Origin of the sequence: Nocardia sp. FDAARGOS_372, from assembly GCF_002554515.1 — a bacterium.
In the GTDB taxonomy this organism is placed as follows: domain Bacteria; phylum Actinomycetota; class Actinomycetes; order Mycobacteriales; family Mycobacteriaceae; genus Nocardia; species Nocardia farcinica.
Window position 1 is genome coordinate 1,664,536 of the sequence record NZ_PDDW01000001.1, and the last position, 15,488, is coordinate 1,680,023.

General features: G+C 72.0%; 15 protein-coding genes and 1 pseudogene. 6 read left to right on the plus strand and 10 right to left on the minus strand.

Features of this window, described 5'->3' with window-relative positions; translation table 11 throughout:
* Positions 1–5 precede the first annotated feature (5 nt).
* The gene (locus tag CRM89_RS31970; protein ID WP_098086922.1) at positions 6–983 is read right to left on the minus strand and encodes a YafY family protein; all 978 of its coding nucleotides are present in this window, start codon (positions 981–983) and stop codon (positions 6–8) included.
* Between the two features lie 62 nt (positions 984–1,045).
* On the opposite strand from CRM89_RS31970, the gene CRM89_RS08275 reads away from it, so the two are divergent.
* Together CRM89_RS08275 and CRM89_RS08280 are read left to right on the plus strand one after the other, a co-directional pair.
* Positions 1,046–3,310, plus strand: a complete 2,265-nt coding sequence (locus tag CRM89_RS08275; RefSeq protein WP_098083666.1) for an excinuclease ABC subunit UvrA — start codon at positions 1,046–1,048, stop codon at positions 3,308–3,310.
* A gap of 168 nt (positions 3,311–3,478) precedes the next feature.
* Positions 3,479–4,669: a polysaccharide deacetylase gene (locus tag CRM89_RS08280; protein ID WP_098086923.1), complete on the plus strand. Its 1,191-nt coding sequence runs from the start codon at positions 3,479–3,481 to the stop codon at positions 4,667–4,669.
* A gap of 186 nt (positions 4,670–4,855) precedes the next feature.
* On the opposite strand, the gene CRM89_RS08285 is transcribed toward CRM89_RS08280, so the two are convergent.
* The 5 genes from CRM89_RS08285 to CRM89_RS08305 form a co-directional block, all read right to left on the minus strand.
* Positions 4,856–5,227 carry a hypothetical protein gene (locus CRM89_RS08285; RefSeq protein WP_098083667.1) on the minus strand — a complete coding sequence of 124 codons (372 nt, stop codon included), beginning with the start codon at positions 5,225–5,227 and terminating at the stop codon, positions 4,856–4,858.
* A gap of 9 nt (positions 5,228–5,236) precedes the next feature.
* A complete protein-coding gene (locus CRM89_RS08290; protein ID WP_098083668.1) occupies positions 5,237–5,716 on the minus strand; it encodes a TetR/AcrR family transcriptional regulator in 480 nt (159 codons plus the stop codon).
* 90 nt (positions 5,717–5,806) lie between these two features.
* On the minus strand, positions 5,807–6,556 hold the full coding sequence (locus tag CRM89_RS08295) for an SDR family oxidoreductase (RefSeq protein WP_098083669.1): 750 nt from the start codon (positions 6,554–6,556) through the stop codon (positions 5,807–5,809).
* Positions 6,557–6,667: 111 nt separating this feature from the next.
* On the minus strand, positions 6,668–7,324 hold the full coding sequence (locus tag CRM89_RS08300; protein WP_098083670.1) for a response regulator transcription factor: 657 nt from the start codon (positions 7,322–7,324) through the stop codon (positions 6,668–6,670).
* Positions 7,321–8,427 carry a sensor histidine kinase gene (locus tag CRM89_RS08305; protein ID WP_098083671.1) on the minus strand — a complete coding sequence of 369 codons (1,107 nt, stop codon included), beginning with the start codon at positions 8,425–8,427 and terminating at the stop codon, positions 7,321–7,323. The genes CRM89_RS08300 and CRM89_RS08305 overlap by 4 nt, the downstream gene beginning before the upstream one ends.
* Before the next feature lie 219 nt (positions 8,428–8,646).
* Between CRM89_RS08305 and CRM89_RS08310 the strand changes: the two genes are divergently transcribed.
* Positions 8,647–9,051 (plus strand): DUF6223 family protein, encoded by a 405-nt coding sequence (locus CRM89_RS08310; RefSeq protein WP_098086924.1) that lies wholly within the window; start codon positions 8,647–8,649, stop codon positions 9,049–9,051.
* Positions 9,052–9,079: 28 nt separating this feature from the next.
* Here the strand turns inward: CRM89_RS08310 and CRM89_RS08315 are convergent, their stop codons facing one another.
* From CRM89_RS08315 to CRM89_RS08325, 3 genes are all read right to left on the minus strand, one after another.
* On the minus strand, positions 9,080–10,018 hold the full coding sequence (locus CRM89_RS08315) for a LysR family transcriptional regulator (RefSeq protein ID WP_060590863.1): 939 nt from the start codon (positions 10,016–10,018) through the stop codon (positions 9,080–9,082).
* A gap of 216 nt (positions 10,019–10,234) precedes the next feature.
* A complete protein-coding gene (locus tag CRM89_RS08320; RefSeq protein ID WP_098083672.1) occupies positions 10,235–11,089 on the minus strand; it encodes a universal stress protein in 855 nt (284 codons plus the stop codon).
* Entirely contained in the window at positions 11,086–11,754 is a 669-nt protein-coding gene (locus CRM89_RS08325; RefSeq protein WP_194999066.1) for an SRPBCC family protein, read from the minus strand. The genes CRM89_RS08320 and CRM89_RS08325 overlap by 4 nt, the downstream gene beginning before the upstream one ends.
* 195 nt (positions 11,755–11,949) lie before the next feature.
* Here CRM89_RS08325 and CRM89_RS08330 point away from each other — a divergent pair.
* Positions 11,950–12,660, plus strand: a pseudogene (locus CRM89_RS08330) (SulP family inorganic anion transporter); the annotation flags it as partial.
* A gap of 10 nt (positions 12,661–12,670) precedes the next feature.
* Here CRM89_RS08330 and CRM89_RS08335 read toward each other — a convergent pair.
* Positions 12,671–13,201, minus strand: a complete 531-nt coding sequence (locus CRM89_RS08335; RefSeq protein ID WP_098083674.1) for a hypothetical protein — start codon at positions 13,199–13,201, stop codon at positions 12,671–12,673.
* Between the two features lie 184 nt (positions 13,202–13,385).
* Here CRM89_RS08335 and CRM89_RS08340 point away from each other — a divergent pair, with 184 nt between their 5' ends.
* Positions 13,386–14,063: a hypothetical protein gene (locus CRM89_RS08340; protein WP_228792015.1), complete on the plus strand. Its 678-nt coding sequence runs from the start codon at positions 13,386–13,388 to the stop codon at positions 14,061–14,063.
* Complete coding sequence (locus tag CRM89_RS08345) at positions 14,060–15,418, plus strand: wax ester/triacylglycerol synthase family O-acyltransferase (RefSeq protein WP_098086926.1); 1,359 nt, start codon at positions 14,060–14,062, stop codon at positions 15,416–15,418. The genes CRM89_RS08340 and CRM89_RS08345 overlap by 4 nt, the downstream gene beginning before the upstream one ends.
* Positions 15,419–15,488: the final 70 nt, after the last annotated feature.

Consider the following 15,488-nt stretch of genomic DNA (forward strand, 5'->3'; position numbering starts at 1 on the left):
GGTGGTCACTCGCTCGGCATCCGCCCGGACCCGGCACCCCCGCGCAGGCGGTCGCCGAAGCGGTGGAGCGCCGCGCGGAATTCCGCGGGCTCCTCGACGGTGACCTCGGCGTCGAGGAAGGCCAGGGCGAGCACCAGCCACTGCCAGGTGTCGAGCATCAGCACCGCGCGGGTGCGGCCGTCGGGCAGCGCGGTGAGTTCCATGTCCTGGCCGGTCAGCGCGCCCGCGACGGCGGCGACCGGGGCGTCGACGGTGAGCACGACACGCTGCCGGTGTTTGTCGAATCCCGCGCGCAGGTAGTCGATTCCGGTGTCGGCGGGCAGCGGGCGCGGGGTGAAGACACGCTCGCCGACGCGCACCCCGGTGATGCGGTCGGTGCGGAAGACCCGCCAGTCGCGGCGGTCGGTGTCCCAGGCCAGCAGGTACCAGCGCAGGCGCAGGTGGATCTGGCGGTGCGGCTCGACGCGGCGGGCCGACGACGCGCCCTCGGCGCCGGTGTACTCGAAGGTCACCACACGGTGCTGGTGGATGGCGTCGGCCAGGGCGCCGAGGGTGGCCGCGTCCGCGCCGGGGGCGGCGAGGGCGCCGGTTTCGAGGCCCGCGCGCAGGGCGGCGGCGCGGGGGCGCAGGCGTTTGGGCAGGAACTGGTCGACCTTGCCGTAGGCGCGGGTGGCCGCGTCGTCGAGGCTGCCCGCGCCCGCGTTGCCGGTGGCCGACAGCAGGGCCAGGCCGAGCAGGGTCGCGAGGGCCTCGTCGTCCTCGAACAGCAGCGGCGGGACGGTCGTGCCCGCGGCGAGCCGGTAGTAGCCGCCCGGCCCGGGCTGGGTGCGGACCGGATAGCCGTACTCGCGCAGCCGCTCGACGTCGCGGCGCAGCGTGCGCGGGCTGACCGCCAGCCGGGCGGCGAGTTCGTCGCCGGCGAACGCCCGCCCGGTCTGCAGGGCGGCCAGCAGCGCGAGGAGGCGGCGGGTGACATCGGCCATGCGCTCATTCTCGCCGGAATCGCGGTCGGAATCCGGCCACATCTCGTCGTAGCGTCGCGGGCATGGCCGAACCCATGATCCGTCTCCGGGGCGCCCGGACCAACAATCTGAAGTCGCTCGACCTCGACGTGCCGCGCGGGCAGCTGGTGGCCTTCGTCGGCGTGTCCGGATCGGGGAAGTCCTCGCTGGTGTTCGACACGATCGCGGCCGAGGCGGGCTTCCAGCTCACCGAGACCTTCCCGCCCTTCGCCCGCAACCGGATGCCGAAGTGGACGCGACCCGACGTCGAGCACATCCACGGGCTGTCGCCGGTGGTGGTGATCGATCAGCGCCGCCTCGGCGGCAACGCCAGGTCCACCGTCGGCACGATCACCGACACCTGGACCTACCTTCGTCTGTTGTTCTCCCGCCTGAGCACACCGCACCTCGGCGAGTCCAACCGCTTCTCGTTCAACGATCCGGCGGGCATGTGCCCCACCTGTTCCGGTCTCGGCGAGGTGGTGGTCAGCGCGGTCGAGCGGTTCCTCGACCCGGACAAGTCGCTGCGCGAGGGCGCGATTCTGCTGCCCGGCTTCGGCAACGGCGGCTACTGGTACTCCCAGTACGCCGACATCGGCAGTTTCGACGCCGACACCCCGCTGCGGGAGTGGAGCGAGCAGGAACGCGCGGCCCTGCTCTACGGCGGCGAGCACGCCGCCCGCCTCGGCACCGCGCCGCCGAAGGACTACGAGGGCGTGGTGACCCGCTTCGAGCGCATCTACCTGCACACCGCCGACAACCTCTCCGAGCGCAAACAGCAGACCCTGGCCCGGTTCACCCGCTCGGCCACCTGCCCCGACTGCCACGGCGACCGGCTGACCGAAGCCGCCAGGACGGCGACCGTCCACGGATACACCATCGCCGACCTGGCCCGGCTCGAGATCGCCGAACTGGCCGGGCTGACACCGGAATTCACCGAGCCGACGGTGGCCCCCGTGGTGGCCGCCCTGCGTGAGCGGCTCGACGCGCTGGTCACTATCGGCCTGGGCTACCTGCACCTCGGCCGCGCCACCACCACCCTCTCCGGCGGCGAGTCCCAGCGCATCAAGACCGTCAAGCACCTGGTCAGCAGCCTCATCGAAATGCTCTACGTCTTCGACGAACCCACCGTCGGCCTGCACCCGCACGACGTCGCGGCCATGACCGCGCTGCTGCGCCGGCTGCGCGACAAGGGCAACAGCGTGCTGGTCGTCGAACACGACCCCGCGGTGATGGCCATCGCCGACCAGATCGTCGAAATCGGTCCGGCGGCGGGCGAACACGGCGGCGAACTGGTCTTCCAGGGCCGCTACGCCGACCTGCTCCGCGCCGGCACCCCGACCGCGACCGCGCTGACCCGCACCCGCCCGCGCACCCGCGCGCCGCGCACCCCGCGCGGGAAGATCCGTGTCACCGGCGCCACCCGCAACAACCTCCGCGACCTCACCCTCGACCTGCCCACCGGGGTGCTGACCGTGCTCACCGGCGTGGCCGGATCCGGGAAGTCCAGTCTGGCCGCGGAACTGCGCGCCCAGCACGAGGCGGTCGTCATCGATCAGAAGCCGGTGGCGACCAACCGCCGCTCCACACCGATCACCTACACCGGCATCGCCACGCCGATGCGCAAGCTGTTCGCGCGGCGCAACAACGTGCCCGCGGCGCTGTTCAGCGCGAACTCCGCGGGCGCCTGCCCGGACTGCCGTGGTCTCGGCGTCGTCTACACCGACCTGGCCTTCATGGAGGGGCAGGAGACGGTCTGCGAGACCTGCGGCGGCCGCCGCTTCACCCCGGAGGTGCTGCGCCACACCGTCGACGGGCTCTCCATCGCCGACGTCGACGATCTCACCATCGCCGAGGCGCTGCACCGCCTCGACGACCGCGCCATCGCGGCCGCGCTCGGCCACCTCGACGAGGTCGGCCTGGGTTATCTGCGCCTCGGCCAGCCGCTGACCACCCTCTCCGGCGGCGAATGCCAACGGGTCAAGATCGCCAAGGAACTGCGGGAGGCCACCGCACCGGCCCTCTACATCCTCGACGAACCCACCACGGGACTGCATCTGCGCGATGTCGACACGCTGCTGGACGTGCTGGACCGGCTGGTCGAGCGGGGCCACACGGTGGTGGTCATCGAGCACGATCTCGAGGTCGTGCGGCGGGCGGACTGGGTCGTCGACCTCGGGCCAGGTCCGGGCAGGCACGGCGGGCGCGTGCTGTTCGAAGGGCATGTCACCGACCTGCGCGCCCACGACACCGCGACCGCGCGCGCACTGCGGGCCGCCGAGGCGTCCACAGCCGGCATTTGTGGATAGCCAGTTTCTCGCTGTCGCCCGGCTTGTCGGTTGGCTCTCGGGGACGCGACCACCTACGTTGCTGAACGTCCGATGATTTGCTGAACGATTGCTCTGCGAGGGGTGGGCGATGGTGGCACGGGTCAGTTCGTCTGGTGCGCACAGTGTTCGCGGCCGCCGGGACCGCCGGTGAGCGCGCGGGCACGTCGGGGGCGCACCAGGCGACTGCTCGTGGCGGCCGCGGCCGTCGTCACGATGGTCGCCGCCGGTGGCTGCACCATCGGCGTCGCCGAACCCGCCGCCGATCGCCCGGCCGGTACGACCGGCACGACCACCGCGCCGGCACCGTCGCCCGCGCCACCGCAACGCAAGGCGTCGAACGTCGCCATGACCAAGCTGGCGCCGGGCCAGAAGCCGCCGCAGTTCATCCTGTTCTCCTTCGACGGCGTCGGACTCTCACCCAATTGGGACATGTTCCTCGAGGTCGCCGAGCGGGTGGACGCGCGCTTCACCGCCCTGATGACCGGCCTGTACTTCCTCACCGACGACAACCGCCACCACTACCGCGGCCCCGGCCACCGCCCCGGCGAGGCGGCCATCGCCTTCGGCGGTCATCCCGAGGACGTCTACGCCCAGATCGACTACCTCAACCGCACCTGGCTGGCCGGGCACGAGATGGGCACCCACTACGTCGGCCACTTCTGCCGGGGCGGCGGCTATCACGGCGACCAGTGGAACACCGCCGACTGGAACCACGAACTCGACCAGTTCTTCGCGCTGATGACCGGCTGGCGCGCCAACAACCAGCTCTTCGACGGCCCCGATCTGCTGTTCGGCCCGCAGGAGGTGCGCGGCGGCCGCACCCAGTGCCTGGAAGGCGCGCTGTCCCAGCTGATTCCGGCGTGGAAGCAGCACGGCATGACCTGGTATTCCTCCATGCCCGCCGACCGTCCCGGCCTCTACTGGCCCGGCCGCGTCGACGGAATCTGGGAATTCCCCATCCCGTTCGTGTTCGCCCCGCCCTTCGAACGCCGCCAGACCGCCCTCGACTACAACTTCTGGTACACCTTCAACAAGGCCCAGGATCAGCCCGCGACCGCACCGCAGGTGCGTCGCATGGTCAAGCAGACCTACGACTACATGTACGAGCGGGCCTACCACGGCAACCGGGCGCCGCTGGTCATCGCCAACCACTTCAACGACTGGAACGGCAACGCCTTCAATCCCGCCACCGCCGATTTCATGGCCGAGGCCTGCACCCGCCCGGAAACCGTCTGCGCCACCTACTCCGACGTGATCGCCTGGATGGAGTTGCAGGACCCGGCCGTGCTGGCGCACTGGCAGGCGATGCCGCCGGTCGCGGTGAGCCCGCACGACTGATCCTTCGCCTCGCCCACCCCGACGCGCGCCGCTGTGCGGTGGTGCGGGAGCCGTTCGAGGGGATCGCCGGCGCGGAGCCGGTCGTGCTCGACAGCGGGCACGCCCCGGCCGCCGAGCGGGCCGTCGGATGGACCGCCGTCACCGAATTCCTGGCGCGGACGTCGCGCGGCCGCGCCGGGCCGGTCCCTACTGCCCGCCCGCGGCCGCGATCGCCTTGTCGACGAGTTCGACGGTGGCGCGCGGGTCGTCGACCTGGATGATCAGGCGGGCGTAGCGTTCGTCGCGCAGTTCGATGACCACGGCGCGGCTTGCGTCGCGGACGTCCCAGAACACCCGCTCGCCCTCGGTGTAGAAGGTGCCCGCGGTGATGACGCCCGGCAGGTAGGTGCCGGGCGCGCGGATGCCCTTGGACTCCTTCGCCACACCGGGGTCGACCGTCGCGCCGCGGACGTTGGCCAGCGGAATCTCCAGGCGGCTCTTGAGCGCCCAGAGCTTGCTCAGCCCCTCCACCTCGACGACCAGCGTTCCCTCGTGAATCTCTACCTTGGCCAACGCCATTCCTCTCGATCAGGGTTCGGACGGGTGGGGTGGGCGGCTGCCGCTCGCCCTGGCTCGCAGGCGCAGACCGAGGACGGTCGCCGACAGCGCGGCGGCGTCACCGTCGCGTGCGGCACCATCGGTCACGGCCGCATCGAGCGCGTCCAGAGCGGCGGCGATCTCACGAGCGACCTCCGGATCCACCGGCGCGCGCTCGACCGCCGCGAGCAACAGGAAGTCCAGCTCGGCCGTGGCCGAGCTGGATTCGAGCAGGCCCGGCTCGGCGCGAAGCCGAGCCACCGCCGGGCGCAGCCGGTGCTCGACGTACCACCGCAGCGCGGCCAGATACAGCCCACGCTTGCTGCCGAACACCTTGTACAGGCTGTTGCGGTGCACGCCGAGATGGTTCACCAGGTCGTCCACCGAGACGCCGTCGTAGGCGCGCTCGGCGAACAATCTCGCCGCCGCGGCGATCACCTCGTCCTCGTCGAATCCCCGCGGCCTTCCCATGACCACAGCATGCCAGTTGAGGAACGATCAGTCAAGAACGATCGTTCCTCAACTGCGCGCCGCGGCACCCCGATCGAGAGCGGTGCGGCGTCAGCGGGTGGTGTACCCGCCGTTGGCGAAGAGGGTCTGGCCGGTGATCCAGCCGCCATCGGTGACCAGGAACTCCACCAGCGGGGCGATGTCCTCGATCTGCGTCAGGCGCCCGCCCATCGCCTGGGACTTGTGGAACTCCACCCGCTCCGGCGTCTCCTGCGGGTAGAAGAACGGCGTGTCCATCGGCCCGGGCGCGACATTGTTCACCGCGATGCCGCGCGCGGCGAACTCCTTGGCGGCGGCGCGGGTGAAGTGCTCGACAGGGCTCTTGGATCCGGCGTAGGTGGAGTAGCCGTCGGTGAAGGCCGCCAGCAGCGAGGTGACCACGGTGACGATCCGGCCGTTGTCGGCCAGCCGCCTGCCCGCCTCGGCGAGGAAGAAGTAGGCCGCCTTGGCGTTGACGGCGAACATCTCGTCGTATTCGGCCTCGGTGGTGTCGACGATCGGCTTGCGCAGCACTTTGCCGACGGTGTTCACGGCGATGTCGACGGTTCCGAACGCTTCGATCGCCGCGTCGAACAGCCGGGTCACGTTCGCGGGTTCGGTGAGGTCGGCGCGGAACGGCACCGCGCGGGCCCCCGCCGCCTCCACCGCGGCGATGGTCTTCTCGGCATCGGCCTCGCCCGCGGCGCTGTGGTAGTGGACGAGCACGTTCGCCCCGCGCTCGGCCAGCCGGGTACTGATCAAGCCGCCGAGGTTCTTCGCCCCGGCCGCCACGATCGCGGATTTGCCCGTCAGCTCGGTCATGTGTCAGCTCCTTCATGTCGGTCGGACACTTCCGACGCTAGGAGCCATATCCACAACTGTGAAACAGAAAATTCTCCCGGAACAACAATCATCGGTTGTCGATCCGTGGGTTCAGCGGCGGCGCGGGGCCACCAGGCCGGATTCGTACGCGCGGATCACGAGCTGGGCGCGGTCGCGGGCGTGCAACTTCGTCATGGCGCGGTTGATGTGGGTCTTGGCGGTGAGCGGGCTGATCACCATGCGCTCGGCGATCTCGTCGTTGGACAGCCCGCGCGCCGCGAGCACGACGGCCTCGCGCTCCCGCGTGGTCAGTCCGGCCGTTTCGACGTCGGGAGCGAGCGGCTCGGTGACGAAGCGAACGATCAGGCGCCGGGTGATCGAGGGGGCCAGCAGGGCGTCGCCGCGGGCGGCGACCCGCACCGCGTGCAGGAAGTCCTCCGGCCGGATGTCCTTCACCAGGAACCCGGCCGCGCCCGCGCGCAGGGCGTGGAAGACGTACTCGTCCATGCCGTAGTTGGTCAGGACCACCACGTGCACGCCCGCGAGCGCCGGGTCCGCGGCGATGCGGCGGGTGGTCTCGATGCCGTCGAGCACCGGCATGCGGATGTCGATCAGGGCGATGTCGGGCAGATGGCGGGCCGCGAGCGCGATCCCCTCGGCGCCGTCACCCGCCTCGGCGACCACCTCGATGTCGTCCTCGAGATCGAGCAGCGCGCGAAAACCGCTGCGGATCAACGGCTGGTCATCGACGAGCAGGACGCGGATCACCGGGCACCCACCACGGGCAGTTCGGCATGGACACAGAAGCCACCCCGGTCGCGCGGCGCCGCCCGGAGCCGCCCACCGAGCGCGGTGACCCGTTCCCGCATGCCGAGCAGGCCCACCCCCGGTACGGGCGCGGCGGCGGGGGTGGCGCAGCCGTCGTCCTCCACCCGCACCACCAGACAACCGGGGCGGTGCTCGATCGACACCGCGGCGGAGCGGGCCGCGGCGTGCCGGGCGATGTTGGTCAGCGCTTCCTGGACGACGCGGTAGACCGTGCGTTCGACGGCGGCGGGCACGCTGCCCACCTCGCCGCGGACGGTCAGTGTCACGTCCAGGCCGCTCCCCTGGGCCCGCTCGATCAGCTCGGGCACGTCGGCGAGACCGTGCGGGGGGCGTTCGCCGTCGTCGCGCAACGCTTCCAGGGTGGCCCGCAGTTCCCTGGCGGCTTCGCGGCCCGCGTCGCGGATGGCCAACAGCGCCGCGGGCACCTCCTCACCCCGTTTCCGCGCGACGTGGACAGCCGCCTCGGACTGGACCTTGATGACCGAGATCTGATGGGTCAGCGAATCGTGCAGTTCGCGGGCGATGTGCAAGCGCTCCTCGTCGGCACGGCGGCGCGCGAGTTCCTCGCGGGTGCGCTCGGCTTCCTCGGCGCGGCGTTCGGCCTGGCGCAACGCCTCCCCCGCTGCGCCTGCCGCGATCAGCCACGCGATCTCCAGCGCACCCCGCGCCTGCGCGAACGCCGCGCCGGTGTCGTGCAGGGTGGTGAGCGCGGCCAGCGGTAGCGCCGCCAGCAGAGCCACCGACGCGATCACCGTGACGACGCGGTGCCCGGCCCGCACGGCGGCGTAGACCGCGACCAGGAAGGCGACCGCGGGCACGTCGAAACCGGCGGCCTGGTACCCGAGCGCGCACAGGCCGGTCGCGATCAGCACGGGGATCGGGGCGGTGCGGCGGGCGCCCAGCGCCAGTCCGCTCGCGGCCAGCAGCGCGTAGCCCAGCGGGTCGAGCACGCCGGCGACGGGGTCGGCGGTCGCGCCGGCGACGAGCAGCACCGCGGCCACACCGGCCGCGACCGCCCAGTCCGCGATCCAGGCACGCCTCATGCGTGCACCCTAGCCCGGCGGCGGCGCGATCGGATCCCACGCGCGGCGGATCTTCGCACTACCGCCGACGCGGTAGTGCGTGCCCGGAGTCCGCGGTATGCCCGCACCCGGCGTACGTCATCGGGCCGACCTCGAATTGTCCACGAACACCGGATGTTCCGGCTGTGCCGCGCCGACATGATCGAGGCGACACCTCACTCGTCCGCGAAGGAGCGCGCCATGGATCTCCACCACCTGCTCACCGCAGCGCAGTCGACCCTCGTCCGATCGGCCGTCGACTCGCGAGTTCTCGCCGAGCGCGCGGCCGCCCCGCTGGCGGCAGTCACCGATCTGAGCACCGGCCGGATCGCGGCGAGCAGCGCCGCCCTCATCGGACTGGCGGGCGTGCTCGCCGGCGTCCTGGCGCTGACCCGCCCGCACCGGTTCGGAGCCGGACGCACCGCGATCGCCGCCCTGGCCGCGGGACTGGCCGGTCTCGCGATCGGCGGTGTCGTCGTCGCCACGGCCCGGGGCGCGGTCGGGTCCGGTAACGGTCTCGGCGGCGCCTATGTCGCGGTCCTGGTCGGCGCCGTCGCAGCGGCACTCGGCGCCGTGGCGCTGGTGCGGGCCCGCCGCGCGGAGTAGCCCACGCGGACGCGGAACCGGCGCACCCTCACCCGCCGACCGGCGCGGCCGGATGGGTCTGCGGGTTGGTGCCGGTGGTGAGCAGATCGCGCACCGCCGAGCGGGTGTGCGGCAGCCACAGCGCCTGGACCGGGGTGAGCGGCGGGTCCTCGACGTCGACGACCACGACGCTGCCGCCGAGCGCCGGGCCGCGCGGCGCGGTGACGAAGGCGACCGCGTCGGGGTAGTCCAGCACGGCGGTGACGGGCGCGGTGCCCTGCACCCGGTCGACGACCAGCGCGGGCTCGAAACCGGCACGGCGGCAGGTGCTCAGGATGAAATCGGTGTAGAACGACGCACCGGGCGGCGCCCACACCACGATCCGCTCGCCGCGCAACTCGGTGACCGCGACCGAGGTGCGGTCGGCGAGCCGATGCCCGGCGGCGACCGCGATCCGCACCGGATGGTAGGCGATCACGGCCGCCGCCAGGGCGTTCGGCACCGCCGTTCCACGGCGCAGCGCGAGGTCGACGCGCCCGTCGAGCACCGCAGGCTCCAACTCCGACGGATAGATTTGCCGGGCGGTTACCGACTGCTCGGGCATGGCGTGCCGGACCGGCGCCAGCAAGGCGTGGACCTCCTCGGAGGTGATCGCCGGGGTGTGCGCCACCACGTAGGCGCGGCGCTGCGCCGCCGCCACATCACGCACCCGCCGGGCCAGCACCTGCCCCGCGGCCAGCAGCGCCTGCGCGCCGGACAGCAACTCCTCCCCCGCCGCGGTGAGCCGCACCTGCCGGCCCACCCGATCGAACAACGCCACCCCCAACTGGTTTTCGAGCTTGGCGATGGAGCTCGACAGCGCCTGCTGACTCAGATGCAGCACCTGCGCCGCCCGGCTGAACCCACCCGCTTCCGCCACGCACACGAACTGCTGCAACCGCCGCAGGTCGACGGGATCATCCAGGAGCGACACCGGGGGATTGAACATGAGCGGATGCTAACCCGTGCCCTCCGCCGCTATCGACAACCACCGTTTGTAGTTTGCTCACAGTTATCTGTTTCCTCCGGCGCAACCGGGCCGGTAACGTCGATGCCCGGCGTGGGTGGGCGTGCCGCGAACAGCCCACCCACGCCACGCCACCCCGCACTTCCGCCCTCGGACCCGAGCGATCGACGCCGCACAGGCGATGTGCCGCACGACCGCTCAGGCGACGATCATCACCGGGATTCGGGCATCGTGCAGCACCGCCCGACCGACCGAGCCCAGCGTCGCGGCCGCGAGACCGCGGCGTCCACGACTGCCCAACACCATCAGTTGCGCATCCGCGGACTCCCGTATCAGCACCGGTGCCGGGTCGCCGTCACGGACGAGCCGGGTCACCGGCACGTCCGGGTACTTCTCGGAGTAACCGACGAGGTTGCGGGCCAGCAGAGCGTCGGCGGACTCCGGCGGTCCGGGCCTCGCCTGCCGTTGCGGACTCTGCCGCACCAGCACCGCGACCAGGGCGGTCGCGCGCGCCGACGCCTCGGCGAACGCGACATCGAGGGCGTGGGCGGCGCTGTCGGAACCGTCCACCCCCACGAGCACCGGCAGACCCGGCGATCCGGGAACCTCGGCAGCGGGGACGACCACCAGCGGGCAGCGCGCGCGCCCGGCCAGCGCCGTGCTGACCGACCCGAGCAGAACCCGTTCGAAGGCGACCATCCCGCGCGTGCCGACCACCAGCAGTTGCGCCTCGCGCGAGCGGCGCACCAATGCGGGCACGGGTGCCGGTCCGTCCACGAACCCGGCGATGTCCACGGGCTGCGGATGAACTGCACGCGCGGCGGCCTCGGCGGCCGCCGCCACAGCCGCAGCGCCAGCGTCGCGATGGCTCTGGTCGTGGAAGGCCACCACGCCCAGCCGTGGGCCCAGGTCGATCGCCGCGCCCATCGCATAGACCAGATGCAGTGGAGCGCCGCGGCGGACGGCTTCGGCGGCTGCCCAGCGCACCGCGGCGGTCGACTCGACGGACTCGTCGACGCCCACGACGACGGGGTCGGCGGTGTCCGCGCTCATCGGCCCGCCGCGGCCGGCTGTGGCAGCGCGTCGATGGCATCGAGCTCCCGCAGGCGCGCCTGGGTGCGTTCACCCCGTTCCTTGAAGCCCAGCAACATCTTTCGTTCCATCACCAAGCTGGCCGGTTCCATGACGAGGGCGTAGGCGACCGTCGTGCCGGGCACGCGGCTCGCCGCCCTGATGCGATTGCGGCTGATCAGCCGGGTGCCACCGGCGACCGGACGCAGGGCGAACGACCATACCCAGGTGCCGTCCGCGGCCGCGAACACCAGCGCCCGCTCGGGCTCGACGATCCGCACGGCCATCCGCGGCCCACCGGGCCCGAGCGCGAAGGAGTCGCCGACGCTCACCTGCTGGAACTGCGGCAGGATGTGGTCGGCGCTGTGCATGTTCAGCCCGAACAGGTTCTCGATCCAGTCATAGGTGTAGGCGCCGCCACGGCCGGGTCCGAACTGGACGAGCCACGGCCAGATCGCGGCAGGCTCGGCGGCGATCGTCACCGCCCGGGTGGTCGTCAGGTCGGGGGCGGCGAGCAGTTCGTCGCCCGGCATCGGCGCAGCGGCTTCGGTGGCGGTGGCGCCCCAGCGGACGCAGCGTTCGCGTAGCCCGAACCAGTATCCCGCGGCCAGTGCCGCGGTCACCGCCAGCGGTTTCGTCAGCGACATGGCAGAACTCCTCCGGAGTAGACGTGCACCGCGGCGAGGGGATGCTCGTCGAGCGTGGGTAGCCGCGGTTGTCTTCCAGTGTGGTCGAGCCCGCTCGTCGGGGGCAGGGCACTCGTGCTCGCTGCGTCGGGACCAAGGACTCTCCGCGGCGTCATCCGGCCCATCATGCCGAGTTCTGTCATGATCGTGTCGGCCGACCCGACCGCTCTGGTCCTGCCCGCCGTGGGGATCGCGGTGGCGGGATTCTCCGACAACGCCCTCACCACCCGCGCGTTCGCCGCCCGCCACGGCCACCACGTAGCCGCCGATGCCGAACTCGCCGCGACCGATCTGGCCTCGGGTGCGCTGCACGGGTTCCCGGTCAGCTGCAGCGGCAGCCGCACCACCATCGCCGATGCCATGCACGCCAGGACCCAGCTGTATTCACTGGTTACCTTGGCCGCGGTGGCGGCGGTACCGATCGGCGCGCGGGAGGTGCACGCGGCGTTCCCCACGGCCGCGCCGGCGGCCCTGGTCATCTATGCCGCGCTGCGCCTGATCGACGTGGCCGAACTACGCCGGATCGGCCGATTCCGGCGCAGTGAACTCGTGCTGGCGCTGGCCACTCTCGTCGCGGTGCTCGCCCTCGGCGAGCGCTACGGCGTGGTCCCGGGACTGACGGGCATGCACGACATCGACGATTACCCGCGCGCCGAACCCGTCCCCGGGCTGTTGATCTATCGCTATGACGCGCCGTTGTGCTTCGCCAATGCCGAGGACTTCCGTCGACGCGCGCTGGCCGCGCGCGACCAACGGGTGGCCCTCGACGCCGCCGGGTCGACCACCCGCATCGGTGCGCAGTACCTGTATCCGACGTTGCCCACCGCGATCGCGGCATACCATGCGGCGCAGCGAGATTCGCCCTGAGCCGGCACCGTCAGGAGTGCTGGGCCGCCGCCCGCGCGGTCATTGTCGCGCCGAGGTGCGCACCCCAGGCGGCCGCGCGGTCGAGTTCGCCCGCCGCCAGCGGCCCCGGCGTACCGTCGACGTAGAAATCCCTCGGCTCGTCGATCAGCTGAAACCCCAACGCCCGAAGTCGCTTGCCGATCCCGCGCGCCGCAGATCCGGGCAGCCACGGCGGCTTGCCCACCTTGGTCCCGAACGCGGCGGCCGCGGTGTCCGGCGGCACCGGGGAGGTGTCGGCCAGCCATTCCCGGATGCCGATCTCGGTCTCGACCGGCCGATCGGTCTGACCGGCGGCGTCCAGGCGGGTGCGGGCGCGGCTGAGCCCGAAGGCGTGCGTGGGCCCGCCGACCACCAGCAGGTCGACCGGCGAATCGGGCAGGTCGGCGACGGCGGCCACGTTCAGCAGTTCGACATGGACATGTCCGGCCAGACCGCGGGCGATCGCCTCGGCCACCGCGGCGGTGTTACCGAACATCGATTCGTGGACGATTCGTGCGCGCATCGGATTCTCCCTCGTTGTCGTTGTCTCCACGGTCCGCCGCGCGGGCCGGTCCCGGCAGGGCCACAGGGCCCGGTCCGGCGAGTCGCATGTCCCGACATCGGCCCACGGGACGGAGCGACCGGACCCTGCGCGCGGTGGCTTTCGGGCCTGCCATAACCGGCGGCCGCGGAGGATCATCGAAACCATGAGCTCCCACCCCCGCACCGTCGCCGCCGTCCCTCCCCATCCGGCCGTCGCGACCACCGGCTCCCGACAGTGGCTGTGGCGCCGATGGTTCGGCCTGGTCACCCTCGGCGAGTTGTTGGGTTTCGGGGTCCCCGCGGTGGTGGGAGCGCTGGTGGCCGATCGCGCCGGCGCCGTGGCAGCGGTCGCATTGCTCTCGGCGGGCGCGGTCGAGGGTGCGGTGCTTGGCTGGTTCCAGGCCAGGGCGCTGCGCCCGGTGCTCCCCGCGTTACGCGGCCGGAACTGGGTCGCGGCCACCGTCGTCGGGGCACTCGTCGCGTGGTCGGTGGGCGCACTCCTGGTACTGACCGACGGATTGCGGGGCTGGGCGCCGACACTCACCGCGACGACGATGGTGCTCGGCGGCGTGGTGATCCTGCTGTCCATCGGCACCGCACAGTGGTTCGTGCTGCGCGATCTGGTGGACCGGGCGGCCCGTTGGATCGCGGCGACGGCAGCGGCGTGGCTGGCGGGCCTTGCGGCCTTCACCGCCTTCACCACGCCGCTGTGGCAACCCGGGCAGCCGGTCGCGCTGATCGCGCTGATCGGCGGGGGTGGCGGGCTGGTGATGGCGGCGGCGATGGCGGCGGTATCGGGCGCATTCCTGGTCCGGTTGCTGCCCCGCGGACCGTGGCGATGAGCCGGCTGGGCCCGCTCGACGCGGGCTTCCTGGAGCTCGAGGACACCGATCAACACGTCAGCGCCGGCATCGGGGTGGTGGCGATACTCGGCGGCAAGCCCGGTGAGCGCGACGCGTTCGGGCGCGAACTCGGCCGTCGCGTCGCGGTGGACGACCGGCTGCGGCAGAAGGTGCGCCGCGGCCCGCTCGACATCTCCGCGCCGGTCTGGGTGCCCGATACCGACTTCGACCTCGGGCACCACCTCACCTGGGCGGCCCTGCCCCAGCCGCGCGACGAGCAGGCCCTGTGGCAGCTGGTGGCCACGACGATGGAACGGCGGCTCGACCGCGACCACCCGCTGTGGCACTGCACCGTGGTGGAAGAACTCGACGGTGACCGGTGGGCGATGATCCTGTGCGCCCATCACAGCATGGTCGACGGCGTCTCGGGCGTGTCGCTGTTCGAGCGGTTGTGCGACCCCCCGCCCGGGGTGTCCGGCCGAGCGCCCGATCCCCCGCAAGCCGAGACACCGCAGGCGCAGCGACGCGGGCTCCTGCACAGGGCCACCACCGTGCCCGCACAGGCGGTGCGGGCGGCGGTCGCGGCCCCGCGAGTGCTCGCCCGCACCGCGCTGGGCATGGCACCGCTGGTGTGGAACATCGTGGATCCTCGGCGTGGTTCCTCCCTCAACGGCCCGATCGGACGGCAGCGCCGCTACGCGGTCGCCCGTGTCCGGCTCGACGACATCCACCGCGTGCGCGCGGAATTCGGCGGAACGGTCAACGACATCGCGCTGGTCGCGGTGACCGCGGCGTTGCGGGCGATGCTGCTCGCGCGGGGCGAACGCCCACGGCCGGACACGATCCGGGTACTCACCCCCGTCTCCACCCGATCGGCGAACGCACGGGGGCGATTGGACAACCGGGTCTCGGTGATGCTGCCGCTGCTGCCCGTGGACCTCGCCGACCCGGTGGACCAGTTGCGTGCGGTGCGGACGCAACTGGGCAGGCTCAAACACGGCAGCGAGACCGGTGCCGGGCAGACGTTGATCGCACTCGCCGGACTGGTTCCGTTCGGTCCGATGGCGTGGACCGTGCGGGCCGCGCTGCGCTACCCGCAACACGGCATCGCCGCCTTGGCCACCAACGTGCCCGGGCCCACGGAAACACTGCGCCTGTTCGGCAGTGACGTGCACGACCTCGCACCGTTCGCTCCCATCGCGATGCGCCTGCGGCTGGGCATCGCCATGCTCAGCTACCGGGACACGCTGTGCTTCGGCATCACCGGAGACTACGACAGCACTCCCGACACCGATCTCATCGCGCGCACGATCCCGGCCGCCGTCACCACCCTGCTCGACCGCGCTCGACGGTGACCCGCACCCGTGCGGCGGGCCAGGCCGCGCTTCGGCGCTGCACACACCACTCGGCACCTTCCCGATTGAC

What these genes read in the sequence shown, in the direction of transcription:
- CRM89_RS31970 (WP_098086922.1), bottom strand. Translation starts at nt 983, where the DNA reads ATGGCCGATGTCACCCGCCGCCTCCTCGCGCTGCTGGCCGCCCTGCAG.
- CRM89_RS08275 (WP_098083666.1), top strand. Translation starts at nt 1,046, where the DNA reads ATGGCCGAACCCATGATCCGTCTCCGGGGCGCCCGGACCAACAATCTG.
- CRM89_RS08285 (WP_098083667.1), bottom strand. Translation starts at nt 5,227, where the DNA reads ATGGCGTTGGCCAAGGTAGAGATTCACGAGGGAACGCTGGTCGTCGAG.
- CRM89_RS08290 (WP_098083668.1), bottom strand. Translation starts at nt 5,716, where the DNA reads ATGGGAAGGCCGCGGGGATTCGACGAGGACGAGGTGATCGCCGCGGCG.
- CRM89_RS08295 (WP_098083669.1), bottom strand. Translation starts at nt 6,556, where the DNA reads ATGACCGAGCTGACGGGCAAATCCGCGATCGTGGCGGCCGGGGCGAAG.
- CRM89_RS08305 (WP_098083671.1), bottom strand. Translation starts at nt 8,427, where the DNA reads ATGAGGCGTGCCTGGATCGCGGACTGGGCGGTCGCGGCCGGTGTGGCC.
- CRM89_RS08310 (WP_098086924.1), top strand. Translation starts at nt 8,647, where the DNA reads ATGGATCTCCACCACCTGCTCACCGCAGCGCAGTCGACCCTCGTCCGA.
- CRM89_RS08315 (WP_060590863.1), bottom strand. Translation starts at nt 10,018, where the DNA reads ATGTTCAATCCCCCGGTGTCGCTCCTGGATGATCCCGTCGACCTGCGG.
- CRM89_RS08320 (WP_098083672.1), bottom strand. Translation starts at nt 11,089, where the DNA reads ATGAGCGCGGACACCGCCGACCCCGTCGTCGTGGGCGTCGACGAGTCC.
- CRM89_RS08325 (WP_194999066.1), bottom strand. Translation starts at nt 11,754, where the DNA reads ATGTCGCTGACGAAACCGCTGGCGGTGACCGCGGCACTGGCCGCGGGA.
- CRM89_RS08335 (WP_098083674.1), bottom strand. Translation starts at nt 13,201, where the DNA reads ATGCGCGCACGAATCGTCCACGAATCGATGTTCGGTAACACCGCCGCG.
- CRM89_RS08340 (WP_228792015.1), top strand. Translation starts at nt 13,386, where the DNA reads ATGAGCTCCCACCCCCGCACCGTCGCCGCCGTCCCTCCCCATCCGGCC.
- CRM89_RS08345 (WP_098086926.1), top strand. Translation starts at nt 14,060, where the DNA reads ATGAGCCGGCTGGGCCCGCTCGACGCGGGCTTCCTGGAGCTCGAGGAC.